This is a genomic window from Salinisphaera sp. G21_0 (assembly GCF_017744115.1).
GTDB lineage: Bacteria > Pseudomonadota > Gammaproteobacteria > Pseudomonadales > Endozoicomonadaceae > Endozoicomonas.
The window spans coordinates 1-21,720 of sequence record NZ_JAGHQW010000025.1 but is presented as its reverse complement, the minus strand read 5'-3'; the positions used below and the strand labels follow the sequence as shown (position 1 = coordinate 21,720).

Sequence of the window (21,720 nt, the reverse complement as noted above, 5' to 3'; positions counted from 1 at the left end):
ATGTCAATGTCATGGACCAGGCAGGCACTATTTTTGCTGCTTTTCCGGGGCCGCCACACTGATTTACGGCACTCTTCAATACTGAGGGAACAGACCATGAAAATTGTTATTGCACCCGATTCCTTTAAGGAGTGTCTTACCGCAGCCAAAGTAGCACAGGCCATTGAAACCGGTTTGCAGCAGGTTCTGCCGGATGCAGAGTGTATCAAGGTTCCGGTTGCCGACGGTGGCGAAGGTACGCTGCAGTCACTGGTGGACGCCACCGGTGGCACACTGATGGATGTTGCGGTAACCGGCCCAATGGGAGAGACCGTTCAGGCCTGCTTCGGCCTGCTGGGTGATGGTGAAACCGCTGTCATTGAAATGGCCGGGGCTTCAGGTATTGAGCTGGTACCCGGGGATCAACGCAACCCGATGGTCAGTTCCACCCGGGGGAGTGGAGAGTTGATTCTCAGCGCTCTGGACCAGGGCATTAAACGCATCATCGTCGGTATTGGCGGCAGTGCCACTAACGACGGTGGCGCAGGTATGATGCAGGCACTGGGGGTAAAACTTCTGGATGCTGATGGCCGGGATCTGCCCCGGGGTGGTGCAGCGCTGTCACGTCTGTGTCGCATTGACACCGGCCCGATGGATAGACGACTCCAGACCATCGAGTTTATTGCGGCCTGCGATGTGGACAATCCGCTTACCGGAGCCAATGGTGCCTCAGCAGTGTTTGGTCCCCAGAAAGGGGCTACTCCTGAGATGGTCGAACAACTGGACCAGGCATTGAAACACTATGCCAGCGTTCTGCAACGGGACCTTGGTAAAGATGTTGGGCAACAGCCCGGAGCAGGCGCTGCCGGAGGCATGGGTGCTGCCCTGCTGGCGTTTCTGGACGCTGAACTGAAACCGGGTATAGACATCGTCATGGACGCCGTCGGCCTGGCAGAGAAACTGATCGGTGCTGATCTGGTGATTACCGGAGAGGGCCGGATTGATGGACAAACCGCACAGGGAAAAACACCCGTGGGGGTTGCCCGGATTGCCAAACAGTTCAATCTTCCGGTGATTGCTCTGGCTGGCTCTGTGGGTTCCGATGTTGACGCGGTCTATGACTGTGGCATTGATGCGTTGTTCCCGATTGTTCACGGTGCAGTCCCACTTTCCGAGGCCCTGGCCAAAGGTGAGGAGAACCTGATCCGGGCAGCCAGAAACCTGGCCAGTGCCTTAATACTCCTGCGGTAATATTTTGTCTTAACCACAAATACTCATGACGATTGTTCGTCACCCTCTGGTATGAAAGATTTGCCACGGAGGCACGGAGACACAGAGGTAAAACTTTGTCTTGTCTCCGTGCCCCTGTGTCTCCGTGCCCCTGTGTCTCCGTGGCAATTTTTCTTTCACGGCAAAGGCACAACAAGGTGGAAACTGCTGCTAAAGGTTGTGTATAGAGAGGAAGGGAATGCAATGAAAATAAAACTCCGCTTATCGCCAACAGCCATCCATTTGTAGCCACTTATAAGTATTAATCACCTGACTATAGCCGGAGTAATCTTCAGGAGTTGATACAACATCAGCAATCTGCATTTTAAAACAGCCACCATTAGTTGGACTGCTCTCGGCTAACAAATGACAATCCGATTCATAAGCTGACTGGTTTCTGTAAACGGTGCGATCACTCCCTGCAACGGCACTGGTCATTACTTTTGTCCAGCCAAGACCTGTCTTGCCGCTATAGCCATTAACAAGAATCGCATCCAGGATTTCAATAATTCCTATTTTATAGCTGCCGCTCGACCCTGAATAAACAAATTGTGGCGCTCCCGGATCTTCTGAAGAGTAAAAAGTAACAGGCATCAGTCTGCATCCCCCCGGATCTGTAGCGTAAAATCATCGTTTGTTTCCGTACCCTGACCTGAAAGCAGTAATACGGATAAACTGGCTGATTTTTTCATCCGATGTAATCAGCTTATAGACCTCGCCAATTTCAGGAACCGCCCATTCCTCCCGCTGATAGCCCACAATGGAACGCTGACCTTCCAGCTGATCGCCGACCAGTTCCCACGATGCCTTGATACCAGGAACCACATAACTTTCTATCCTGTCTCTGGCATCGAGGCACTCATCTGTCTGACTGTCGGTATTGAACAGTAACACCGAGACATTCTTATCCTTGGGAGGCTCGGTCAGGATCAAAGACTGCCGAGATAGATGTCATTGTTATCGGTGCTGATCCCGATAAAGGCCTTCCGCAAGGCCACATCACCAATGGTCCGGTCAATTCGTGAAATATCCTGAAAGAGATTATTGACGTTGCCATCAATGACCTCGCTGCCAGTGACCCGGCCGCCATCGTCTTCTTCATCCGTGAGTCGCTGCCTTTCGAAGAGTTTCACATCATCATGATTAATAGCCATATCAAATCCTTATGCTTTTTTTGATGTAAATAGTGAATGGGTTGTGTCAGGAAGGAACTTGTGTAACGAAGTGGGAGTCTTAAGCTGTGATTCAATAACTTGATGAATTTATGAATTAATGACTGATCCAGATTTTAACTTACAGAGCTCTTATTCGAATGTTCTAACTGTATATGACGCTGCTATGCCCTGCGGTAAGTCATTTTCCAAGGGCTGTACACAAAAAAACGCTACAGCATTCGGTCAGAAAGTGGAACAAACGCCCCCAATCAATAACACCCCAATACCCGATGAGGATAGACTCCATAACCGATTCGATGATTCAAGAATTAAACAAATGTCAATCGCTATTCTTGATTCTAAAGAAATCTGCCTGGATGAGTCCTCTGAATTATCCGTAAGACCAGAAACATTTCAGAAAGCTGATAGTGGCACTGCATCAGAAATAAAAATTGTGCGAGTTTGGAGTATGGCTGGTGAAGACGGCTCTCACTCTGTTGATAACAGCCATCAGTATCCTAACGTGATGGAGCAAATCAGTCCGATAATTCAAGCTGATAACCTGGGTAGTAAGTCTGTTTCAAACCCATCTAAAAAAATAACTGACAACAAAGCCTCACGATTGGAGCGCCGAAGGAAGTACCAAAGGGAGCGTCGCAAAGATCCCGCTTTCGCAGAACGCGAAAGGCAGTACCACAGGGAGTACAAAAGGAAGCGTTACAAAGATCCCGCTTTCGCAGAGCGCTATAGGGAGTACCAAAGGGAGTACCAAAGGGAGCGTCGCAAAGATCCCGCTTTCGCAGAGCGCCAAAGGGAGCTTCGCAAAGATCCCGCTTTCGCAGAGCGCCATAGGGAGTACCAAAGGAAGCGTCGCAAAGATCCTGCTTTCGCAGAGTACCAAAGGGAGTACCAAAGGGATCGTCGCAAAGATCCCGTCTTCGCAGAGGGACACAGAATCTATATGAATACTTACAACAGAATCAAAAAACAAACCGCCAACAAGGGAGAAGCTTCAAAGCAAGCTAAGATCGCAAGAGAGCAGTATCTCCAGTCAATCCATTCAGCTGGAAACTCCGGTGAATTAACACTGACTTCTAATTCAGTTGAAACAAACCAGAGTTCCAGTAAAAATTCTGATGGCTCTCCCCCTTCCACTTTCAGTCTTCAAGCTGACGGAGTATTTACCGTCTCGATTGAGCCTGTCTCAACCTGAGTGAACAGTCAGCAATCCAAGAGTAATAAGGTATTGGTCACTGTCCTCCGGATAAGCAAACGGTAAAACCTGATTTGCCTCTACGGGAGCACCATTTAGAGCGATCAAAATTATAGAGAACTGCCGGTTATCTGGTAGCGTCAAGGTCATGGTTTTATTAGCCGCCCAGTCACCCGACCACCTCCGTCTTCCTCATCCGTGAGGCGCTGGCTTTCGAAGAGTTTCACATCATCATGGTTAATAGCCATATCAAATCCTTATGCTTTTTTTGATGTAAATAGTGAATGGGTTGTGTCAGGAAGGAACTTGTGTAACGAAGCAGGAGTCTTAAGCTGTGATTCAATAACTTAATGAATTTATGAATTAATGACTGATCCAGATTTTAACTTACAAGGCTGTTATTCGAATTTTCTCACTGCATATGATGCTGTCATGTCCGGCGGTAAGTCACTTTCCAATCGCTATACACAAAAAAATGCTATAGCATTCGGTCAGAAAGTGGAACAAACGGCCCCAATCAATAACACTTCAATACCCGATGAGGATAGACTCCATAACCGACTCGATGGTTCAAGAATTAAACAAATGTTAATCACTATTCTTGATTCTAAAGAGATCTGCCTGGACGAGTCCTTTGAATTATCCGTAAGACCAGAAACATTTCAGAAAGCCGATCGTGGCACTGAATCAGAAATAGAAATTGTGCGAGTTTGGAGTATGGCTGGTGAAGACGGTTCTCACTCTGTTAATAACAGCCATCAGTATTCTAACGTGGTGGAGCAAATCAGCCCGATAAATCACGCTGATAATTTGGGTAATAAGTCTGTTTCAAACCCACCAGAAAAAATAACTGACAACAAAGCCTCTCGGTTGGAGCGCAAAAGGGAGTACCAAAGGGAGCGTCACAAAGATCCCGCTTTCGCAGAGCGCCAAAGGGAGCGCAAAAGGGAGTACCGAAGGAAGTGTCGCAAAGACCCCGCTTTCGCAGAGCGCCAAAGGCAGTACCAAAGGGAGTACCAAAGAGAGCGTCGCAAAGATCCCGCTTTCGCAGAGCGCCAGAGGCAGTACCAAAGGGAGTACCAAAAGAAGCGTCGCAAAGATCCCGCTTTCGCAGAGCGCCAAAAGCAGTACCAAACGGAGTACAAAAGGGAGCTTCGCAAAGATCCCGCTTTCGCAGAGCGCGAAAGGAAGCTCGATAGGGAGCGCCAAAGGGAGCGTCACAAAGATCCCGTCTTCGCAGAGGGGCACAGAATCTATATGAATACTTACAGGAGAATTAAAAGACAAACCGCCAACAAGGAAGAAGCTTCAAAGCAAGCGAAAATCGCAAAAGAGCAGTATCTCCATTCAATCCATTCAGATGGCACTCCACCTGCCACTTTTCAGTCTTCAAGCTGAAGGAATATTTACCGTCTCGATTGAGCCTGTCTCAACCTGAGTGAACAGTCAGCAATCTAAGAGATAAGAAGGTATTGATCACTGTCCTCTGGATAAGCAAACGGTAAAACCTGCTTTGCCTCTACGGGAGCGCCGTTAGAGCGATCAAAGATAACGGAGAACTGTCGACCATCCGGGAGAGTCAGGCTCATGGTTTTATTAGCTGCTTTGGAGGGAGCAAACAGTTTTTTTTACAGTCAGCCGGGAAACCCAACCAGCCTCATTTCCACCCGTTAAAACGATGGGCCTTCCATTAGTGACTGGCCCTTCCTGAACTAACAGAGCCCCGGTTAGACTTCTTTCAATATTCTGCTCAACCGGGTTCCACTCAAACTCATTTGTCCACAGAAGACCATCCGGTAATGGTGTCCAGTTGCATCAGACCGTCCTCATGCCTGCGTTTCTCAGGGCATCCAGCAGTTTTGTTTCGTCCGTTGAATTAATGTCGGCATTGACCGCGCCGCCGGGATATTCAAGCCGGATAATTTTCTGTGGTGCCGGTTGTGCAATTCGGGTGGTTAGGGCTGATTTACTCACCGGGTTCTCTTGGAGTGCTTTGGCTTTTTGATTATTACTTAACTCTCAAGTTTCTAATGCACAAGTGTTTGATATTCAGGCAAGCGGTACTTGAGTGAGGCTGTAGGCATTATTCTCCCCAGCTCCCTGTCTGGCATATGGCTGATCCCGATAAAGGCCTTCCGCAAGGCCTCATCACCAATGGTCCGGTCAATTCGTGAAATTTCGAAGAGTTTCACATCATCATGGTTAATAGTCATATCAAATCCTTATGCTTTTTTTGATGTAAATAGTGAATGGGTTGTGTCAGGAAGGAACTTGTGTAACGAAGCGGGAGTCTTAAGCTGTGATTCAATGACTTAATGAATTTATGAATTAATGACTGATCCAGATTTTAACTTACAGGGCTCTTATTCGAATGCTCTAACTGCATATGACGCTGCCATGTCTGGCGGTAAGTCACTTTCCAATGGCTGTACAAAAAAAAATGCTATAGCATTCGGTCAGAAAGTGGAACAAACGGCCCCAATCAATAACACCTCAATACCCGATGAGGATAGATTCCATAACCGGTTCGGTGATGCAAGACTTATACAAATGTCAATCACTATTCCTGGTTCTAAAGAGATCTGCCCGGATGAGCCCTTTGAATTATCAGTAAGATCAGAAACATTTCAGAAAGCCGATCGTGGCACTGGATTAGAAATAGAAATTGTGCGAGTTTCGAGTATCGCTGGTGAAGACGGTTCTCACTCTGTTAATAACAGCCATCAGTTGTTTTCTAACGTGATGGAGCAGCCCAGCCCGATAATTCAGGCTGATAACTTGAGTAATAAGTTTGTTTCAAACCCACCAGAAAAAATAACTGACAACAAAGCCTCTCGGTTGGAGCGCCGAAGGAAGCGCCAAAGGGAGCACCAAAGGGAGCGTCGCAAGGATCCCGCTTTCGCAGAGCGCAAAAGGGAGTACCTAAGGGAGCGTCGCAAAGATCCCGCTTTCGCAGAGCGTCAAAGGAAGCGCAAAAGGGAGTACCTAAGGGAGCGTCGCAAAGATCCCGCTTTCGCAGAGCGCGAAAGGAAGTACCAAAGGGAGTACCAAAGGGAGTACCTAAGGGAGCGTCGCAAAGATCCCGCTTTCGCAGAGCGCGAAAGGAAGTACCAAAGGGAGTACCAAAGGGAGTATCAAAGGGAGCACCAAAGGGAGCGCTACCAGACAGATCCCGCTTTCGCAGAGCGCCAAAGGGAGCGCCAAAGGGAGCGCCAAAGGGAGCGTTGCAAAGATCCCGTCTTCGCAGAGGGGCAAAGAATCTATATGAATACTTACAACAGAATCAAAAGACAAACCGCCAACAAGGAAGAAGCTGCAAAGCAAGCGAAAATCGCAAAAAAGCAGTATCTCCAGTCAATCCATTCCGCTGGAAACTCCGGTGAATTAACACTGACTTCTAATTCAGTTGAAACAAACCAGAGTTCCAGTAAAAATTCTGATGGCTCTCCCCCTTCCACTTTCAGTCTTCAAGCTGACGGAGTATTTACCGTCTCGATTGAGCCTGTCTCAACCTGAGTGAACAGTCAGCAATCCAAGAGTAATAAGGTATTGGTCACTGTCCTCCGGATAAGCAAACGGTAAAACCTGATTTGCCTCTACGGGAGCACCATTTAGAGCGATCAAAATTATAGAGAACTGCCGGTTATCTGGTAGCGTCAAGGTCATGGTTTTATTAGCCGCCCAGTCACCCGACCACCTCCGTCTTCCTCATCCGTGAGGCGCTGGCTTTCGAAGAGTTTCACATCATCATGGTTAATAGCCATATCAAATCCTTATGCTTTTTTTGATGTAAATAGTGAATGGGTTGTGTCAGGAAGGAACTTGTGTAACGAAGCAGGAGTCTTAAGCTGTGATTCAATAACTTAATGAATTTATGAATTAATGACTGATCCAGATTTTAACTTACAAGGCTGTTATTCGAATTTTCTCACTGCATATGATGCTGTCATGTCCGGCGGTAAGTCACTTTCCAATCGCTATACACAAAAAAATGCTTTAGTGTTCGGTCAGAAAGTGGAACAAACGGCCCCAATCAATAACACCTCAATACCCGATGAGGATAGACTCCATAACCGACTCGATGATTCAAGAATTAAACAAATGTCAATCACTATTCTTGATTCTAAAGAGATCTGCCTGGACGAGTCCTTTGAATTATCCGTAAGACCAGAAACATTTCAGAAAGGCGATCGTGGCACTGAATCAGAAATTGTGCGAGTTTGGAGTATGGCTGGTGAAGACGGTTCTCACTCTGTTAATAACAGCCATCAGTATTCTAACGTGGTGGAGCAAATCAGCCCGATAATTCACGCTGATAACTTGGGTAATAAGTCTGTTGCAAACCCACCAGAAAAAATAACTGACAACAAAGCCTCTCGGTTGGAGCGCAAAAGGGAGCGCGTAAGGGAGCGCTACCAGACAGATCCCGCATACGCCCACCACCGAAGGGAGTACCAAAGGGAGTACCAAAAGGAGCGCTACCAGACAGATCCCGATTTTGCAGAGCGCCATAGGGAGTACCAAAAGGAGTACCAAAGGGATCGTCGCAAAGATCCCGTCTTCGCAGAGGGGAAAAGAATTTATATGAATACTTACAACAGAATCAAAAGACAAACCGCCAACAAGGAAGAAGCTTCAAAGCAAGCGAAAATCGCAAAAAAGCAGTATCTCAAGTCAATCCATTCAGCTGGAAACTCTGTTGAATTAACACTGACTTCTAATTCAGTTGAAACAAACCAGAGTTCCAGTAAAAATTCAGATGGCACTCTCCCTGCCACTTTTCAGTGTTCAAGCTGAAGGAATATGAAAATTAGGCTCTGCCACAATCATCATGGTGCAGAGCCTGACAGTGGTCATTATCTTTGCAGTGGCTTCCAGGAGGCTGACCGAGAATAGCGCCCGTAGCGAGGATGGCAGAAGATTGAGGATAAAAAGTCGGAAACTTTTAGTGAATAGTGGTTCTATTTGCTCAAAATTTCCGACTTTTTAGACCAATTTGCTGCCACCGCAAACGTCTTTTAGTCAGGATTCATACCTTCCTGTTTCCGCAACACAATCCCCCCCACTGCAACCAATAGTGCAGGATGATACGACCATGCCGATATGGGCTATGAACCTTCTTCATTTTTACCAGACTCAGCTTTACCCGGGATTGTTCATGGCCAAAGAACCTGAAGATAAAAATCAGCCCGATGATAACAGTGGCAATGTCATCGATATGTTCACCCGCAAGCCTCTGGACGAGGTTAACCTTCATCAGATTGTGCGCATTGCTCCTGAACTGGATGGTATGGAAATGCTTTACAGCAATGATGCCAATCCGGGCAAGCTGTTCAGCATGAAAATTCTCTGCTGGGCAATGATGAAAGACGGCACGGTTGATGCCCTCATCCCCTGGCTGAATAAGGTGGTACCTGCCCGTGAGCTCAATGACCCATTAAATGGCCACTGGGAAGGTTACTTTGACAAGATACACGACCATGCATTTTTTGACGTACCGGATCACAAGGTTGCGGAACTGGAAAACGCGGCCAATTACTACCCACCCATAGAGTCTGATGAAGCTGTCATTATTCAGGAAATCCCCGACACCATTGGTACCCATGCCATTCTGACCGAAGACCAGTTTAAAACGATTGTACTGGTTCATGTAACCAGCTGGCGTTTGTACAATGATGGCCGGGTCATGGCCATGGTGGCCGATGATAAAAAGGTCGAAAACACACCGGTACTACCGGGCGATGAGTGCCTGTTTGCGGCCCAGGATCACGAACACTTCCATTACTTTTTCCATTATGTCATTGCGAATAAAATCAAACGTGGAGATCCGGAGGCTTTAGCAGCATTTACCCACCTGGTAGAAGGTTAATCCTTCTGCTATGTCCGGGTATTGCCTGGATGAACCTGCACACTGCGAAACCACTTCTCAACCATTTCTGATTCCTTGTCAACCACAAAGTCGAGAGCTAGATTTAGCTTTTCACACGCTCTGTTTCAAACTGTCTGCAGTTGCAGCCAGGCTTTGGCAAAACAATACCTTATCCGGAGCGTCGCCTAAGGGAGATAACACCATTTTCCAATTCAGCAAGATATGAGCATGCCTGTAATAAGTAGTTAACCAACTACTTGCCGCTCTGAACCGGGATTTTCCGGACTATTTAAAGAGAATAAAATTATGGATCTGAGTGCTGGCAAAGCATTTGCTACTGATCACACATATTCCAAACCCAAAACTTTCGAGGACTTTGCTACCAAAACTACTTCCAGTGTTGAGGACGTACTGAAAAAGGCCAGGAGCTTTGGCTTTCGGGATGTTGATATCCACTTTGGCTCCAAAAAAATTCCTCCAGGTGAAGAGGATGACCAAACCATTTACATCCTTGATGGCAAGCGTTTCTGTTTTACTGGTTTAACAAAAAATACCGTGGATCAGAGAACCCCCAGGCTGGTCAAAAAATTTTTCACTCCCCCCATTCTGAGGAAAATATGCCAGCCTGATAATATCAGGGTGGAAGCTGCCTATGAAATGATTGGAAAAGCGTTTAAGTATCACGATTTCATTGAGGAAAGTGCCTGGAAATTCAGGCCAAAGAAAGAAAAACTCCTGGATTTTTTAAAAAGGAACAGTGACGGAGATCACTTCAAGTTTCTACAAGATATTTCCCTGGGAATGAAAGACGGGCCAAATATTTCAGCGGATCGCAATGCCTATTACCTTTTGGCGCTTTGGGCTGAGTTATCAAATGCAATGTCACCGGACTTCCATAGACAGGATCTGTTTAAATGGAAAGATTTTGCCGTAGTAAAATGTCGACCTGACAGACATAAACGAAAACCAACACCTGAAATACTCATACCACGACCACGCAAAAAATTGAGGGTCGAAGAAAAAATGGACTCCTCAGCCGTAAACATTACGCTTTCAGGTTCCGGTAACAATCATCATTGTTTGCCAGACAATCAACAGAAAACGGCCGATACGCAAAAACCATCAGATATAGAGAGAACCTCAGCACAGCACGATGCTGAGCATGATGACGGGATTGAACAGCCAACCAGCCAGAACAATAAAGAACCTTTGCTGGAAGCTTCTTCATGCAGAGAAAGCCACAGTACCTTCTTAGAGATAAATGCCAAAGATTATGGGCCATCATGCAGCAATACCGACGAATCAGCTGTTTGTGACAGCGACCAATCAACTGTTTACGACAGCGACGAATCAACTGTTTACGACAGCGACCAATCAACTGTTTACGACAGCGATGAATCAACTGATTACGATAGCGAAGAATCAATTGTTGATGATACGAATGAGGTCACTCGTGACAACACTGGCAGCCAAACTGCACAAAGCCATTCTATAGAAAAAGAAACAAGAGAAGAAGAAAGTGAAAGTGAAAGTGAAAGTGAAATAACCATTCAAAAGGTCAACCATCTTTCTCAACAAGTCATAAAGAACCTTGAGCGTCTTAAGCAAACGCAAACGCAAATCAACCGGCCAGTGGTATCAGTATCCCAGAAGAGGCAGATGATGGTCACTTTACACGAAGGGGTAACGCTGATTAACGGCCTCAAGGCCATAAAGCATAAATAATGCCGGAAGCAAACCGCTTCCAGCATGTAGAACATTTACTTCCAGCCAGCCACAGAACTCCCTTTAAACAGCTCCGCAGCCCTGGTTTCAACCGCATCCGTCTGATACGACTTAACCAGAGCCAGTACGCGCGGGTCTGCCTGATTATCTTCACGGGTGACAATGATGTTCACATAGGGAGAGTCCTTATCTTCCACCAGCAGGGCATCACGGGTTGGGGTGTAACCCGCCGGTACCGCATAGGTGTTGTTGATAAAGGCCATATCCACATCATCCAGTGAGCGGGGCAGCTGAGCCGCATCCAGTTCAATAAACTGGAAATCACGGGGATTTTCAATGATATCTGCCGGCGTTGCTTCCAGGTTATTCACATCGTTCAGCTTAATAAAGCCACGCTGATGCAGAAGAATCAGTGTACGGCCTTCATTACTAGGGTCATTGGGAATAGCGATTTTGGCACCATCCTGCAACTCACTGATGTCTTTCAGCTTCTTTGAGTAAGCGGCAATGGGATAAACAAAGGTGTTACCAACGGCAACCAGCTTAAAGCCCCGGTCACGCACCATACTGTCCAGGTAAGGGCGGTGCTGGAATGCATTGGCATCAATACTGCCGTCCGACAGCGCTACGTTTGGCGACACATAATCAGAGAACTCCACCAGCTCAACAGCCACGTTATGGTCCTGTCTGGCGATGTCCACCGCCACTTTCATCACATCGGCCTCAGGCCCCGCCATCACCCCCACCTTCAGCGGGCCATTTGGATCATCCGACTGACCACAGCCTGCCAGCAATGCTGCTGACGCCAATACCGCCGAACTGGCCAGGATTTTTACTGTTTTTAGAATATTAAAAGTCATTGATTACTCCCGGACTTTAACAACAGGCCATCAACATTAGTGACGTTGATGGATTCCCACCTTACAAATGATTATTAGTGACTGCGATCATAATAGTGCTGCAGGCGATCACCCACCATTTGCAGCAATTGCACCAGGGCAATCAACACCACCACCGTGGCCAGCATGATGACCCCATCAAACCGCTGGTAGCCATAACGGATGCCCAGGTCACCAAGACCGCCGCCACCAATGGCACCGGCCATGGCCGAGTAGCTCACCAGCGTCACCAGCGTAATGGTCATGCCATTAATCAGCCCGGGCCTGGCCTCCGGCAGCAACACCCGGGTAACAATCTGCAACGGGCTGGCCCCCATGGACTGGGCGGCCTCCACCAATCCGGAAGGCACTTCATTCAAGGCACCTTCGGCAATGCGGGCAACAAACGGGATCGCCGCCACAGTCAGTGGCACAATCGCGGCGGTGGTACCAATGGAAGTACCGGTCAGCAGTCGCGTCAACGGGATGATAGCCACCATCAGAATAATAAAAGGAATGGAACGTCCGGCATTGACAATACCGCCCAGAGCGAGGTTGGCAACGCGGTTTGCCAGAATACGTCCTTCCCGGGTCACGTAGAGCAGCACTCCCAGCGGGATACCGAGCAGAAAGCTGATGCCTCCGGAAAATGCCACCATATAGAGGGTTTCCCAGAGCGCCTTGAACAACAGTGACCATGCATCAGCTGACATAACCAATCACCTCTACCTGGACCGTATTGTCAGGTGAGTTATGCAAGCCCTGCAGAAACTGCAGCGACTGCTCAATGCCTTCCGGCTCACCCATAATTTCCACCATCAAAAAGCCCATGGCTTTTTCATTGACCGTTTCAATATCCGCCTGCAGGATATTAAAGTCCGTATTGAACTGTCTTGCCGCCCTGGTAATCAACGGCTGCACAACCCCCTGCCCGACAAAGGTAATGCGCACCACCGGCCTGGCACCCTCACAAGGCTCGCACTGGAACCGGGCTTCAATTTCTGCCACCGGCTTTTCATGAATCGCACTGCGCACAAACTCTTTGGCCAGATCCGTCCGGGGGTTGAGAAAGAACTGCTCTACCTCATTCTCTTCAATGATCTGGCCGAAGCTCATAATGGCCACTCGATCACAGATGGTTTTCACCACATCCATCTCATGGGTAATGATCAGAATGGTAATTTTAAGCTGACGGTTGATGTCTTTCAGCAGGGCAAGAATTGACCGGGTGGTCTGCGGGTCCAGTGCAGACGTGGCTTCATCGCACAACAGCACTTTCGGCTTACTGGCCAGGGCCCGGGCAATGGCCACCCGCTGCTTCTGACCGCCGGACAGCTGGGCAGGATAACTGTTTCTTTTCGAGTCCAGCCCGGTCAGTTCCAGCAGGGGCAGAACAGCCTGTTCTATTTCTGATTGGCTGGCACCGGCCAACTCAAGGGGAAGAGCGACATTATCATACACAGTGCGGCTGGAAAGCAGATTGAAATGCTGAAAAATCATCCCAATGTTATGACGGGCCTGACGCAATAATTTCTCTGGTAGCAGAGTCAGGTCCTGACCATCCACCAGCACCTGGCCGGAAGTCGGTTTCTCCAGTAAGTTGACGCAGCGAATCAGCGTGCTTTTCCCTGCGCCACTGGAGCCAATCACACCGTAGATGGCACCTTCAGGCACCGACAGATCTACTCCGTCAATGGCCTTGACCTCGGTGTCGCCAGCGGCAAACACCTTGGTCAGGTTGTTCAATTCAATCATATACATAAAAAAACCACCCTGATGCTAACAGAGTGGTTTCATAAGGAATTCTTAATTGAAACCCTTCTTTTAGCGGAATTTGTAATGCGCCCGCAAGCCAAGGTCAAATCAGCGCATGGCGTGACAAACTATCCAAAATAGTGATTTCTGTCAACTTTCTCACTCTCCCGGTGTCACCGCCGGATACCTTCAAACGGCAGACAGAATAGCGGTTATGCCTGAAATACTGCACAGCACCAGCATCATCTGGCGGATCCTTTCCTTTTCAACCTTTGCAGCGATTTTGCTGGCCAGCCAGTGGCCGGTTAACACCGCTGGAAAAAGGCACACACCGTAGATTAGCTGCCCGGTTGATAAAAGATCATTGAGACCCAGCATAACCAGAGAGATAAAGCTGCCAATCACAAAAAACACCGCCAGATTGGCCCTGATCCGGTTGCCACTTTCGTTTTGTAGCAACAGCGCCATCGGTGGTCCACCGATGGAGGCCGCCGTCCCCATCATCCCGGAGCACAGGCCGGCAATGAACAGAGTGAATGGCGTAGTTTTCAACTTATAAGGAAAAAGACTGCCGACCACCGCCAGCAGTACTGCCCCTCCCAGCACCAGACTCAGGTGCTGGATACTGACCAGCGTCAGAATCAACACCCCAATCATGGATCCGGGTACCCGACCCAACAGGGCATAACCCAGAATAGAAACATCGATCTCGCTGGCATAACGTCGGGCAGAAAGCGCCCCGATCGCCATACCGGAAAAAATCAGCGGTCCCGGTATCAGGGCAGGATCTATATGATAGAGAAAAGGTGCGGCAACAACCGCCATGCCAAAGCCGATGGTTCCCTGGACAATAGCCCCCAGGCCCACAACCCCCATGGCAGCAACAACCTGCAGAAGTGACAGTTCCATGCAACGACATCCAGCCTTAGAAATTAACTCAGGCTCTGTTATATTGTTTTTTCGAATAAAAAAATAAGAATAAATTATATATAGTTAGCGATAGCCAAAACATAGGTACTGGTCACTTTTTTTCCTGCGGTGTACCTAATCACTGGACAATTGACGTTTGTCTTATTTAATTGAAGAAGAAGGAATATTTTTATTCAGTCATGGTTGCCATTTTTCCAGATATTGGATGTGTACAGGAACCATGAAATAAAGAACAGATGTCGTCAGGTATTTGCGCAGTTTGACCGCTATTCCCAGTAATGGCTGCCCGGCTTCATCCTATAACACCCATAACCAACATGGGCAGGTACTATTATGGAGCTTTTCTTCAAAGACTTTATCATGCTCTGGTCCACCATTGACCCGGTCGGCACTCTGGCACTGTTCACTGGACTGACGGCACGACTGTCAGAAACACAAAAACGCCGAGTCGCCCTGAAAGCGACCATTTACGCCTTTGTTATCCTCCTTTCGGCACTGGTTCTTGGTCAGATTATTCTAAAGGCGATGAACATTCAGCTGATCTCTCTGCAGCTGGCAGGCGGAATCATCCTGTTCCTGTTCGGCTTGCAGATGATTTTTTCTGACCCTGAAGACAGTTCCGGATCCAGGGAACCCGGTCATCAACTGGCCGTATTCCCTCTGGCGGTCCCTTCCATTGCCAGCCCCGGGGCCATTATGGCGGTGATTGTACTGACCGACAATCACGTCAAAACCTTCAGCCAGCAGGCCATGACCGCCGGTGCCATGACGCTGGTGCTTCTGGTCACCTGTGGCCTGATGCTGTTTGCCGACCGGATCTTTCGGGTGATTGGCCACAATGGCTCGGCCATTATCATCCGGGTAATGGGCATGATACTGGCGGCACTGTCGGTAGAACTGGTGATGACCGCTCTTGGGGTTCAGCGCTGGATGGGTTAGGAATGGTCAATAAGCAATAAGCGCTGCCCGCTGCCCGCTGCCCGAAAAAGACAAGCCGCTTATGCTTTTGCGGGCAGCGGGAAGCGCTTAGCTCCCAAGCCCCATCATCGTCTTATAGTGCTTTCGACAAACAGAAAGATAGCGGTCATTGCCCCCTATCTGCACCTGGCTGCCGCTTTTTACCGGCTTACCGTCACCGTCAAGACGCAGCTGCATATTGGCCTTTTTCTCACAGCACTTGCAAATGCTTTTCAGCTCGGTAAGTTCATCAGCAATACTGAGCAGCACTTCACTGCCCGCAAACGCCTTACCAAAAGCATCGGTGCGCAGGCCAAAGCAAAGTACCGGAATACCCAGCACATCCACCACATCGGACAGTTGCCACACCTGCTCCGGGGTCAGGAACTGTGCTTCATCGACCATAACACAGGCGATATAGTCTTCACTGTGCTCTCTGGCGATTTGCTGCTTCAGGTCATCATTCCGGGAAATGGCCACCGCTTCACTTTGCAGGCCAATCCTTGAGGTTATTCTGCCGACACCAAAACGGTTATCAATCACCGGAGCCAGCAACAACACCCGTTTACCGGCACTCTCATAATTATGAGCTGACTGCAGAAGGTAGGTACTCTTGCCTGAATCCATGGAAGAAAAATAGAAATAAAGTGAAGCCATTACACGGTGATCCTTGGTGTTGATGGCCTAATTATTCCGTCATTGTCGCTTTATCTCCACCGAAATTTCCGTACCCCAGCTTCGGAAGATGACGCGTGCGCTATCTGTAGAAGTCGCGCAAATTTTGCTAGCCTTGCACTTTCCAAACGCTATCAACATCAACTGACTGAATGAAACTGACGCCCCACCAGCAAGCAGTTGCCGACCACGATAAAGACCATGCCCTCTGCATTGCCGTGGCTGGCTCGGGCAAAACCTCAACCCTGGCACAACTGGTCAGCAACCTGTTGCACAAAGGGGCTGACCCGCGTCGATTGATGGTGATGATGTTTAACAAAGCGGCCCAGATCGACTTTTCCAAAAAGCTTCGCACCCTGGCCAGTGGTCCGTTAGCAGACTTGCCGGAAAACCAGCGCCAGCTCCCGGAAATCAGAACCTACCACGCCACAGGCCTGAAACTGCTCAGAACCCTGGAAGGCTGGCAAATCAGAACCCCCTACAACAAACAACCGTTATCGGAGAAAGTCGTTGAGCTACAGGTCAGGACACTGATCCTGAAACTGGCACCGGAAACCATTAAGGACCGGATGCGCTCGGATGCCGCCCGTCTGATCGAAGCGGCCATCAGCTTTATTGAATCGGTCAAAGCCCATTTAACCAGCCCTGAGCTATGGTTTGAGCAATCCGGTTATACCGATGACTATCGCTTTTTCATCAAACTGTTTCATCAGTTTGAGCAGTGGCGCCATCAACAGCGATCAATCACCTTCACCGATATGCTGTACGACCCGGTGACACTGATCCGGGCACATCCGGAACTGGAGCCCAAAGTGGCTGATAAAATGGACTTTATCATCGTTGATGAATACCAGGATACCTCAACCCTTCAGCATCAGTTTACCCGGCTGATTGCCGGACAGCGGGCCCGAATGATTGCCGTTGGCGATCCCGACCAGACGATCTACGAATTCGCCGGTGCCAATATCGACAACATTCTGAACCATTTTCAGCAGGACTATGGCACTACCGGTGACGTTAAAGAACTCACCATGCCCCACACCTTCCGTTATGGTCACAGTATTGCCCTGGCTGCCAGCCATTTAATCAGCCAGAACCGGTCCCGTAAAAATGTGCTCTGTATTGCCCACCCGGACAACGCGCCCTCCCTGATACGCATCAGCCAACCGGGTGCCGACGACAGTCGTTTTGTGGTTGAGGCGCTGACCGAATATCTGGCATCCGGAACACCACCGGAAGATATTGCCATTCTGGTGCGGGTCTGGGCCCAGGCCGTTCCCATTGAGCTGAACCTGCTGGAAATGGGCCTTCCCTACAGCAGTGATGGCCCCTCCCTGTTTCAAAGGCCAGAAATTGCCTCACTGATCGACGCCATGACCCTGGCCAGTGGTGGCTTTGCCGGGCTACTGCCAGAGGTTCGTTACCATAAGTTGGCCAGACTTCTGACCCTGCCCCATATCGGCCTTAAACAACAGTATATTGACTGGCTTTGCCAGCAGCTGAAGGACCAGAGCCACCAATTGGGTAAAACCCTGGGCAAGCTGGCAGCCAACATCAAAGACATCAGTGACTTTCAGGTGCGAAAACTGACACAAAGGGCAGAGCTGTTCTCATGGCTGGAGCACAATGGCAACAAACACAAGGCCCATACGCTGATTGCCCGGTATATTCAACAATCCGAAATATACGACAGCCTCAAATCCATGAGCCTCAATGAACAGAGAACGGATGAACAGATTCTGGCGATCAAAGGTTTTCATCGCTTCCTCAAACAGCTGAACGAAGACACCGCCCACTGTTGCCTGCATATTGCTGAATTAATCGAGAGGCAGAAGCAACAGAAAGATCAGAGACAACGATCCAGTCACGGCATCAAGCTCAGCTCCTGCCACCGCTCCAAGGGGTTGGAATGGCCGGTTGTGTTAATCCCCGGACTGACCCGCCAATACTGGCCGTTCCTCAGGGAAGATGAAATAGCTAACCTGTCGGCCAGGACCAGTAATGCTATTGAGTCTGAGCGTCGCCTGCTCTATGTCGCCATGACCCGTGCCAGACAGCAATTACACCTGTTCACCGCGCAGGGCGAGCTTACCTTTCATTCCAAAAAAGACACCAGAAAAGATTCCGGCAAACGTTTATGGTCAGCTAATGACCAACCCCTGGCCGGAAAAGATCGCCAGGACAGCATCAGCCCCTTTTTACTGGAAATGAACCTGCCCCATGTCTTATCCCTGGGCAACCTGCTCCATGAAGATGCCGATGACGACCTGGCTGAAGCCATCAATAAAACTGGTCTTACGCCAGTATCAAGACGTTACGTCTGCTCAGCTCGCCCGGCACTGACCGAAAGACTGAAGGCAGTGCCCAACCTTGCGATAAACGACGAATCCACAGGCTCTGCCAACACAGGAGCCAGTAATGCCAGGTACATAGCCTCCGACGCCGACGCGCCATGGCAGCTCAAGGCCATTATTGATCATGCCATCTTTGGTCGCGGAGAAGTGATTGAGGTTAATGACCGTAATTTCTCCATCCGTTTTGACAGTCGCCAACACGGTGTCAAACGGTTTGCCAGAATTGAAGAGGTTCGCCATCTGTTCAGCGTCCTCCCGGTCTGAATTATCGTGGGGCTCTAAGTAGTTAACCAACTACTTAATGTGAACTTTGCATTGACGGCGAGTTTTGGGTATGCATTCCCACGGAGGCCGTGGGAGGTGCCTGTGTATGTATATCAGAGCTTAGCTGCACCTGGATGCTATCCGGGAATAGTGTGCCCAGCGCGGCAATTCGTGACTGCTTTTTATACGACTAAAAACGTTTATCCAGAAACGCCTTGTCCATAAATGCTGTTTTATGGAATTTTCCCTGCTGTTTTCAGTCTTACCCAGCATCTGTATCAAAACAGCTCAAAGCGATGAATAGTGTCAGCAACAACACAGATTTCTCATTTACCTGTCCTATCTGCCTTGATAACAACGGGTTCACAGGGCAAACACTGGTCGGAACTTCCTGCCAACCAAAACCTCATATTTACCACCTGGAATGCATCACCGAATGGCTTGACGGTGACCAGCAAAATAGAAAAAGCCTCGATCAACGCCAATGCTGTGAATGCAAACAACCGGCACTGCCGCTGGTTCGTCTGAACGGGAGCCGCATCCTGGCAGACGAATCACCTTATTGTGAATCCCTGATGCTTCATGCCTGCCGTACCGGGGATCTGAAAACGCTGATCAAGCTGCTGGTCTATGATGCCAGTCTGGCAAGTCGGACGTACCGCTCGGTGCTCACCGGTCAGCCGGCACACCCGTTAGCTATCGCCATTGACTGCGGCCAAATGGATTGCGCCCAAACGCTGATCGACCATCAGGCCGATGTCAATGCCGCTGACCAGGATGGTCAGACGCCCCTGCATATCGCGGCTGAGAACCCTAACGTCCAGTGCCTGGAACTGTTGGTTACCCATGGAGCAAGTCTCAACGCCGCTGACCAGGATGGTCAGACGCCCCTGCACATCGCGGCTGAGAACCCTAACGTCCAGTGCCTGAAACTGTTGGTTACCCATGGAGCAAGTGTCAATGCCGCTGACCAGGATGGTCAGACACCCCTGCACATCGCGGCTGAAAACGGTAACGTCCAGTGCCTGAAACTGCTGGTTACACATGGAGCAAGTGTCAATGCCACCAATAAAAACGGCGAAACGCCCCTGCATATGGCCACCAAAATCGGCATAATCGAGGCCCGTCAAAAACTTGCCATCGGCAGAAATATCGATGGAAGCTTCGATGACGACAGGATGTTCGAACACTATACCAGCAAAAAAGAAAACGACACTGGGTGTATAAAAGAGCTGCTTGCTAACAGCGAAGTGAATATCAATGCCTTTGATAACGAGGGCGTCACGCCCCTGATGATCGCCGCATTATGGGGCAAATCCGAGCATCTGAAATGTCTGCTCGACGCAGGAGCAAATATCAATGTCACCGATCACCTGGGCTGGATGGCTATCCACTTTTTGGCCAGTTATGACTGTGCAGAGTTTCTCAAGGTGTTTCTGGCCACTCCCGGCATCGAGGTCAATAAGAAGAATGACAAGGGCTGGACAGCTCTCCACATCGCTGCCGCATACAATAGTATGGAGTCCGTCAAGACAATACTGGCCACTCCCGGCATCCGGGTCAACAAGAGTAGTGACAAGGGCTGGACAGCTCTCCACATCGCTGCCGAACACGATAGTACAGAGTCCATTAAAACATTGCTGGCCACTCCCGACATTCGGGTCGATAAGGAGAATGACAAGGGCAAGACAGCTCTCCACATCGCTGCCAAATACGGCAGTAAAGAGTCCCTCGCGGTGTTACTGGCTGCTCCCGCCATCTGGGTCAATAAGAAGACTGGCAGTGGCAAGACAGCTCTCCACATCGCTGCTAAATACTGCAACGCAGAGTGTGTCGAAGCGTTGCTGGCCGTTCCGGGCATCCAGTTCAATGAGAAGGATGCTTATGGCTGGACGGCTCTTGAGCTAGCTACCTTAGACGACTGTGCAGAGTCCGTCAAAGCGTTACTGGCCGTTCCCGACATCAAGGTCAGTGAGAAGGATGTTTGTGGCTGGACGGTTCTCCACTTAGCAGCCGATTGTGACAGCGCAGAGTCCCTCAAGGTGCTTCTGACCGCTCCCGGCATCCAGGTCAATCAGAAGACTGACAAGGGCTGGACAGCTCTCCACCTTGCCGCCAAAGAAGATATGACAAACTCCGCCAAGGCATTACTGGCCGCTCCCGGCATCCTGGTCAATCAGAAGACTGACAAGGGCTGGACAGCTCTCCACATCGCTGCCAAATACGATAGTACAGAGACCGCCAGGGTGTTACTGGCCGCTCCCGACATCCTGGTCAATAAGAAGACTGACAGTGGCAAGACAGCTCTCTACATCGCTGCCAAATACGATAGTACAGAGTCCGTCAGGATGTTACTGGCCGCTCCCGGCATCCAGGTCAATGAGAAGGTTGAAGGCAGGACTGCTCTCCACATAGCGGCAATATGCGGCAACGCAGAGTGTGTCGAAGCGTTGCTGGCCACTCCGGGCATCCAGATCAATGAGCAGACTGACGATGGCTGGACAGCTCTGAGCTTAGCTGCCAGCAATGGCCACAGCGCGTGCATGGAACTCCTGATAGTAAACGGGGCCTGGCAAAAGGTACGCCTGCCAACCAATTAGCGGGACTAGGAGGCTGACCGAGAATAGCGCCCGTAGCGAGGATGGCAGAAAATTGAGGATAAAAAGTCGGAAATTTTTAGTGAATAGTGGTTCTATTT

At 49.3% G+C, this 21,720-nt stretch carries 21 protein-coding genes and 1 riboswitch; of the genes, 10 read left to right on the top strand and 11 right to left on the bottom strand.

All coding sequences use genetic code 11. The features are described from left to right. The first annotated feature begins 96 nt into the window (after positions 1-96). Positions 97-1,230 carry a glycerate kinase gene (locus tag J7439_RS13055; RefSeq protein WP_209202232.1) on the top strand — a complete coding sequence of 378 codons (1,134 nt, stop codon included), beginning with the start codon at positions 97-99 and terminating at the stop codon, positions 1,228-1,230. A 240-nt stretch (positions 1,231-1,470) separates the two neighbouring features. On the opposite strand, the gene J7439_RS13050 is transcribed toward J7439_RS13055, so the two are convergent. The 3 genes from J7439_RS13050 to J7439_RS13040 are packed head-to-tail and all read right to left on the bottom strand — an operon-like array spanning position 1,471 to position 2,402. Further along, positions 1,471-1,842: a hypothetical protein gene (locus tag J7439_RS13050; protein WP_209202231.1), complete on the bottom strand. Its 372-nt coding sequence runs from the start codon at positions 1,840-1,842 to the stop codon at positions 1,471-1,473. A 33-nt stretch (positions 1,843-1,875) separates the two neighbouring features. Then, positions 1,876-2,142 carry a hypothetical protein gene (locus J7439_RS13045; protein WP_209202230.1) on the bottom strand — a complete coding sequence of 89 codons (267 nt, stop codon included), beginning with the start codon at positions 2,140-2,142 and terminating at the stop codon, positions 1,876-1,878. A gap of 35 nt (positions 2,143-2,177) precedes the next feature. Continuing rightward, positions 2,178-2,402, bottom strand: a complete 225-nt coding sequence (locus tag J7439_RS13040) for a hypothetical protein (protein WP_209202229.1) — start codon at positions 2,400-2,402, stop codon at positions 2,178-2,180. 337 nt (positions 2,403-2,739) lie between these two features. On the opposite strand from J7439_RS13040, the gene J7439_RS13035 reads away from it, so the two are divergent. Together J7439_RS13035 and J7439_RS13030 are read left to right on the top strand one after the other, a co-directional pair. Beyond that, on the top strand, positions 2,740-3,615 hold the full coding sequence (locus J7439_RS13035) for a hypothetical protein (RefSeq protein ID WP_209202228.1): 876 nt from the start codon (positions 2,740-2,742) through the stop codon (positions 3,613-3,615). Between the two features lie 585 nt (positions 3,616-4,200). Continuing rightward, on the top strand, positions 4,201-5,013 hold the full coding sequence (locus J7439_RS13030; RefSeq protein ID WP_209202227.1) for a hypothetical protein: 813 nt from the start codon (positions 4,201-4,203) through the stop codon (positions 5,011-5,013). Between the two features lie 56 nt (positions 5,014-5,069). Here the strand turns inward: J7439_RS13030 and J7439_RS26525 are convergent, their stop codons facing one another. The 3 genes from J7439_RS26525 to J7439_RS13020 form a co-directional block, all read right to left on the bottom strand. Next, on the bottom strand, positions 5,070-5,204 hold the full coding sequence (locus tag J7439_RS26525) for a hypothetical protein (RefSeq protein ID WP_286196812.1): 135 nt from the start codon (positions 5,202-5,204) through the stop codon (positions 5,070-5,072). Positions 5,205-5,430: 226 nt separating this feature from the next. Next, positions 5,431-5,589: a hypothetical protein gene (locus J7439_RS13025; protein WP_209202226.1), complete on the bottom strand. Its 159-nt coding sequence runs from the start codon at positions 5,587-5,589 to the stop codon at positions 5,431-5,433. Positions 5,590-5,642: 53 nt separating this feature from the next. Beyond that, the gene (locus J7439_RS13020) at positions 5,643-5,828 is read right to left on the bottom strand and encodes a hypothetical protein (protein WP_209202225.1); all 186 of its coding nucleotides are present in this window, start codon (positions 5,826-5,828) and stop codon (positions 5,643-5,645) included. Between the two features lie 337 nt (positions 5,829-6,165). Between J7439_RS13020 and J7439_RS13015 the strand changes: the two genes are divergently transcribed. The 4 genes from J7439_RS13015 to J7439_RS13000 all read left to right on the top strand — a co-directional run bounded on the left by J7439_RS13015 (position 6,166) and on the right by J7439_RS13000 (position 11,209). Next, positions 6,166-7,131: a hypothetical protein gene (locus J7439_RS13015; protein ID WP_209202224.1), complete on the top strand. Its 966-nt coding sequence runs from the start codon at positions 6,166-6,168 to the stop codon at positions 7,129-7,131. A 585-nt stretch (positions 7,132-7,716) separates the two neighbouring features. Continuing rightward, positions 7,717-8,412 carry a hypothetical protein gene (locus tag J7439_RS13010; protein WP_209202223.1) on the top strand — a complete coding sequence of 232 codons (696 nt, stop codon included), beginning with the start codon at positions 7,717-7,719 and terminating at the stop codon, positions 8,410-8,412. Between the two features lie 361 nt (positions 8,413-8,773). Continuing rightward, a complete protein-coding gene (locus J7439_RS13005; protein ID WP_209202222.1) occupies positions 8,774-9,484 on the top strand; it encodes a hypothetical protein in 711 nt (236 codons plus the stop codon). Between the two features lie 306 nt (positions 9,485-9,790). Next, positions 9,791-11,209, top strand: a complete 1,419-nt coding sequence (locus tag J7439_RS13000; RefSeq protein WP_209202221.1) for a hypothetical protein — start codon at positions 9,791-9,793, stop codon at positions 11,207-11,209. Between the two features lie 35 nt (positions 11,210-11,244). On the opposite strand, the gene J7439_RS12995 is transcribed toward J7439_RS13000, so the two are convergent. The 4 genes from J7439_RS12995 to J7439_RS12980 all read right to left on the bottom strand — a co-directional run bounded on the left by J7439_RS12995 (position 11,245) and on the right by J7439_RS12980 (position 14,751). Continuing rightward, positions 11,245-12,069, bottom strand: a complete 825-nt coding sequence (locus J7439_RS12995; RefSeq protein WP_209202220.1) for a MetQ/NlpA family ABC transporter substrate-binding protein — start codon at positions 12,067-12,069, stop codon at positions 11,245-11,247. Between the two features lie 74 nt (positions 12,070-12,143). Then, the gene (locus J7439_RS12990; RefSeq protein WP_209202219.1) at positions 12,144-12,800 is read right to left on the bottom strand and encodes a methionine ABC transporter permease; all 657 of its coding nucleotides are present in this window, start codon (positions 12,798-12,800) and stop codon (positions 12,144-12,146) included. Then, positions 12,790-13,842: a methionine ABC transporter ATP-binding protein gene (locus tag J7439_RS12985; protein ID WP_209202338.1), complete on the bottom strand. Its 1,053-nt coding sequence runs from the start codon at positions 13,840-13,842 to the stop codon at positions 12,790-12,792. Before J7439_RS12985 ends, J7439_RS12990 begins: the two co-directional genes overlap by 11 nt. Before the next feature lie 49 nt (positions 13,843-13,891). Next, a riboswitch (SAM riboswitch) is annotated at positions 13,892-13,967 on the bottom strand. 64 nt (positions 13,968-14,031) lie between these two features. Beyond that, the gene (locus tag J7439_RS12980; RefSeq protein WP_209202218.1) at positions 14,032-14,751 is read right to left on the bottom strand and encodes a sulfite exporter TauE/SafE family protein; all 720 of its coding nucleotides are present in this window, start codon (positions 14,749-14,751) and stop codon (positions 14,032-14,034) included. Between the two features lie 354 nt (positions 14,752-15,105). Between J7439_RS12980 and J7439_RS12975 the strand changes: the two genes are divergently transcribed. Continuing rightward, positions 15,106-15,711: a MarC family protein gene (locus tag J7439_RS12975; RefSeq protein ID WP_209202217.1), complete on the top strand. Its 606-nt coding sequence runs from the start codon at positions 15,106-15,108 to the stop codon at positions 15,709-15,711. 87 nt (positions 15,712-15,798) lie between these two features. Here the strand turns inward: J7439_RS12975 and J7439_RS12970 are convergent, their stop codons facing one another. Continuing rightward, on the bottom strand, positions 15,799-16,386 hold the full coding sequence (locus J7439_RS12970) for a thymidine kinase (RefSeq protein WP_209202216.1): 588 nt from the start codon (positions 16,384-16,386) through the stop codon (positions 15,799-15,801). 170 nt (positions 16,387-16,556) lie between these two features. Between J7439_RS12970 and J7439_RS12965 the strand changes: the two genes are divergently transcribed. Together J7439_RS12965 and J7439_RS12960 are read left to right on the top strand one after the other, a co-directional pair. Then, positions 16,557-19,022: an ATP-dependent helicase gene (locus tag J7439_RS12965; protein ID WP_209202215.1), complete on the top strand. Its 2,466-nt coding sequence runs from the start codon at positions 16,557-16,559 to the stop codon at positions 19,020-19,022. Between the two features lie 296 nt (positions 19,023-19,318). After that, on the top strand, positions 19,319-21,622 hold the full coding sequence (locus J7439_RS12960) for an ankyrin repeat domain-containing protein (protein WP_209202214.1): 2,304 nt from the start codon (positions 19,319-19,321) through the stop codon (positions 21,620-21,622). Positions 21,623-21,720 lie beyond the last annotated feature (98 nt).

Bases quoted from the DNA above. Each gene is read 5' to 3' on its own strand.
- J7439_RS13010 (WP_209202223.1), top strand. From the start codon at position 7,717: ATGTCAATCACTATTCTTGATTCTAAAGAGATCTGCCTGGACGAGTCC.
- J7439_RS13000 (WP_209202221.1), top strand. From the start codon at position 9,791: ATGGATCTGAGTGCTGGCAAAGCATTTGCTACTGATCACACATATTCC.
- J7439_RS12975 (WP_209202217.1), top strand. From the start codon at position 15,106: ATGGAGCTTTTCTTCAAAGACTTTATCATGCTCTGGTCCACCATTGAC.
- J7439_RS13040 (WP_209202229.1), bottom strand. From the start codon at position 2,402: ATGGCTATTAATCATGATGATGTGAAACTCTTCGAAAGGCAGCGACTC.
- J7439_RS13015 (WP_209202224.1), top strand. From the start codon at position 6,166: ATGTCAATCACTATTCCTGGTTCTAAAGAGATCTGCCCGGATGAGCCC.
- J7439_RS13055 (WP_209202232.1), top strand. From the start codon at position 97: ATGAAAATTGTTATTGCACCCGATTCCTTTAAGGAGTGTCTTACCGCA.
- J7439_RS13005 (WP_209202222.1), top strand. From the start codon at position 8,774: ATGGCCAAAGAACCTGAAGATAAAAATCAGCCCGATGATAACAGTGGC.
- J7439_RS13030 (WP_209202227.1), top strand. From the start codon at position 4,201: ATGTTAATCACTATTCTTGATTCTAAAGAGATCTGCCTGGACGAGTCC.
- J7439_RS12990 (WP_209202219.1), bottom strand. From the start codon at position 12,800: ATGTCAGCTGATGCATGGTCACTGTTGTTCAAGGCGCTCTGGGAAACC.
- J7439_RS26525 (WP_286196812.1), bottom strand. From the start codon at position 5,204: ATGAGCCTGACTCTCCCGGATGGTCGACAGTTCTCCGTTATCTTTGAT.
- J7439_RS13050 (WP_209202231.1), bottom strand. From the start codon at position 1,842: ATGCCTGTTACTTTTTACTCTTCAGAAGATCCGGGAGCGCCACAATTT.
- J7439_RS13020 (WP_209202225.1), bottom strand. From the start codon at position 5,828: ATGACTATTAACCATGATGATGTGAAACTCTTCGAAATTTCACGAATT.
- J7439_RS12960 (WP_209202214.1), top strand. From the start codon at position 19,319: ATGAATAGTGTCAGCAACAACACAGATTTCTCATTTACCTGTCCTATC.
- J7439_RS12985 (WP_209202338.1), bottom strand. From the start codon at position 13,842: ATGATTGAATTGAACAACCTGACCAAGGTGTTTGCCGCTGGCGACACC.
- J7439_RS12980 (WP_209202218.1), bottom strand. From the start codon at position 14,751: ATGGAACTGTCACTTCTGCAGGTTGTTGCTGCCATGGGGGTTGTGGGC.
- J7439_RS12965 (WP_209202215.1), top strand. From the start codon at position 16,557: ATGAAACTGACGCCCCACCAGCAAGCAGTTGCCGACCACGATAAAGAC.
- J7439_RS13035 (WP_209202228.1), top strand. From the start codon at position 2,740: ATGTCAATCGCTATTCTTGATTCTAAAGAAATCTGCCTGGATGAGTCC.
- J7439_RS12995 (WP_209202220.1), bottom strand. From the start codon at position 12,069: ATGACTTTTAATATTCTAAAAACAGTAAAAATCCTGGCCAGTTCGGCG.
- J7439_RS12970 (WP_209202216.1), bottom strand. From the start codon at position 16,386: ATGGCTTCACTTTATTTCTATTTTTCTTCCATGGATTCAGGCAAGAGT.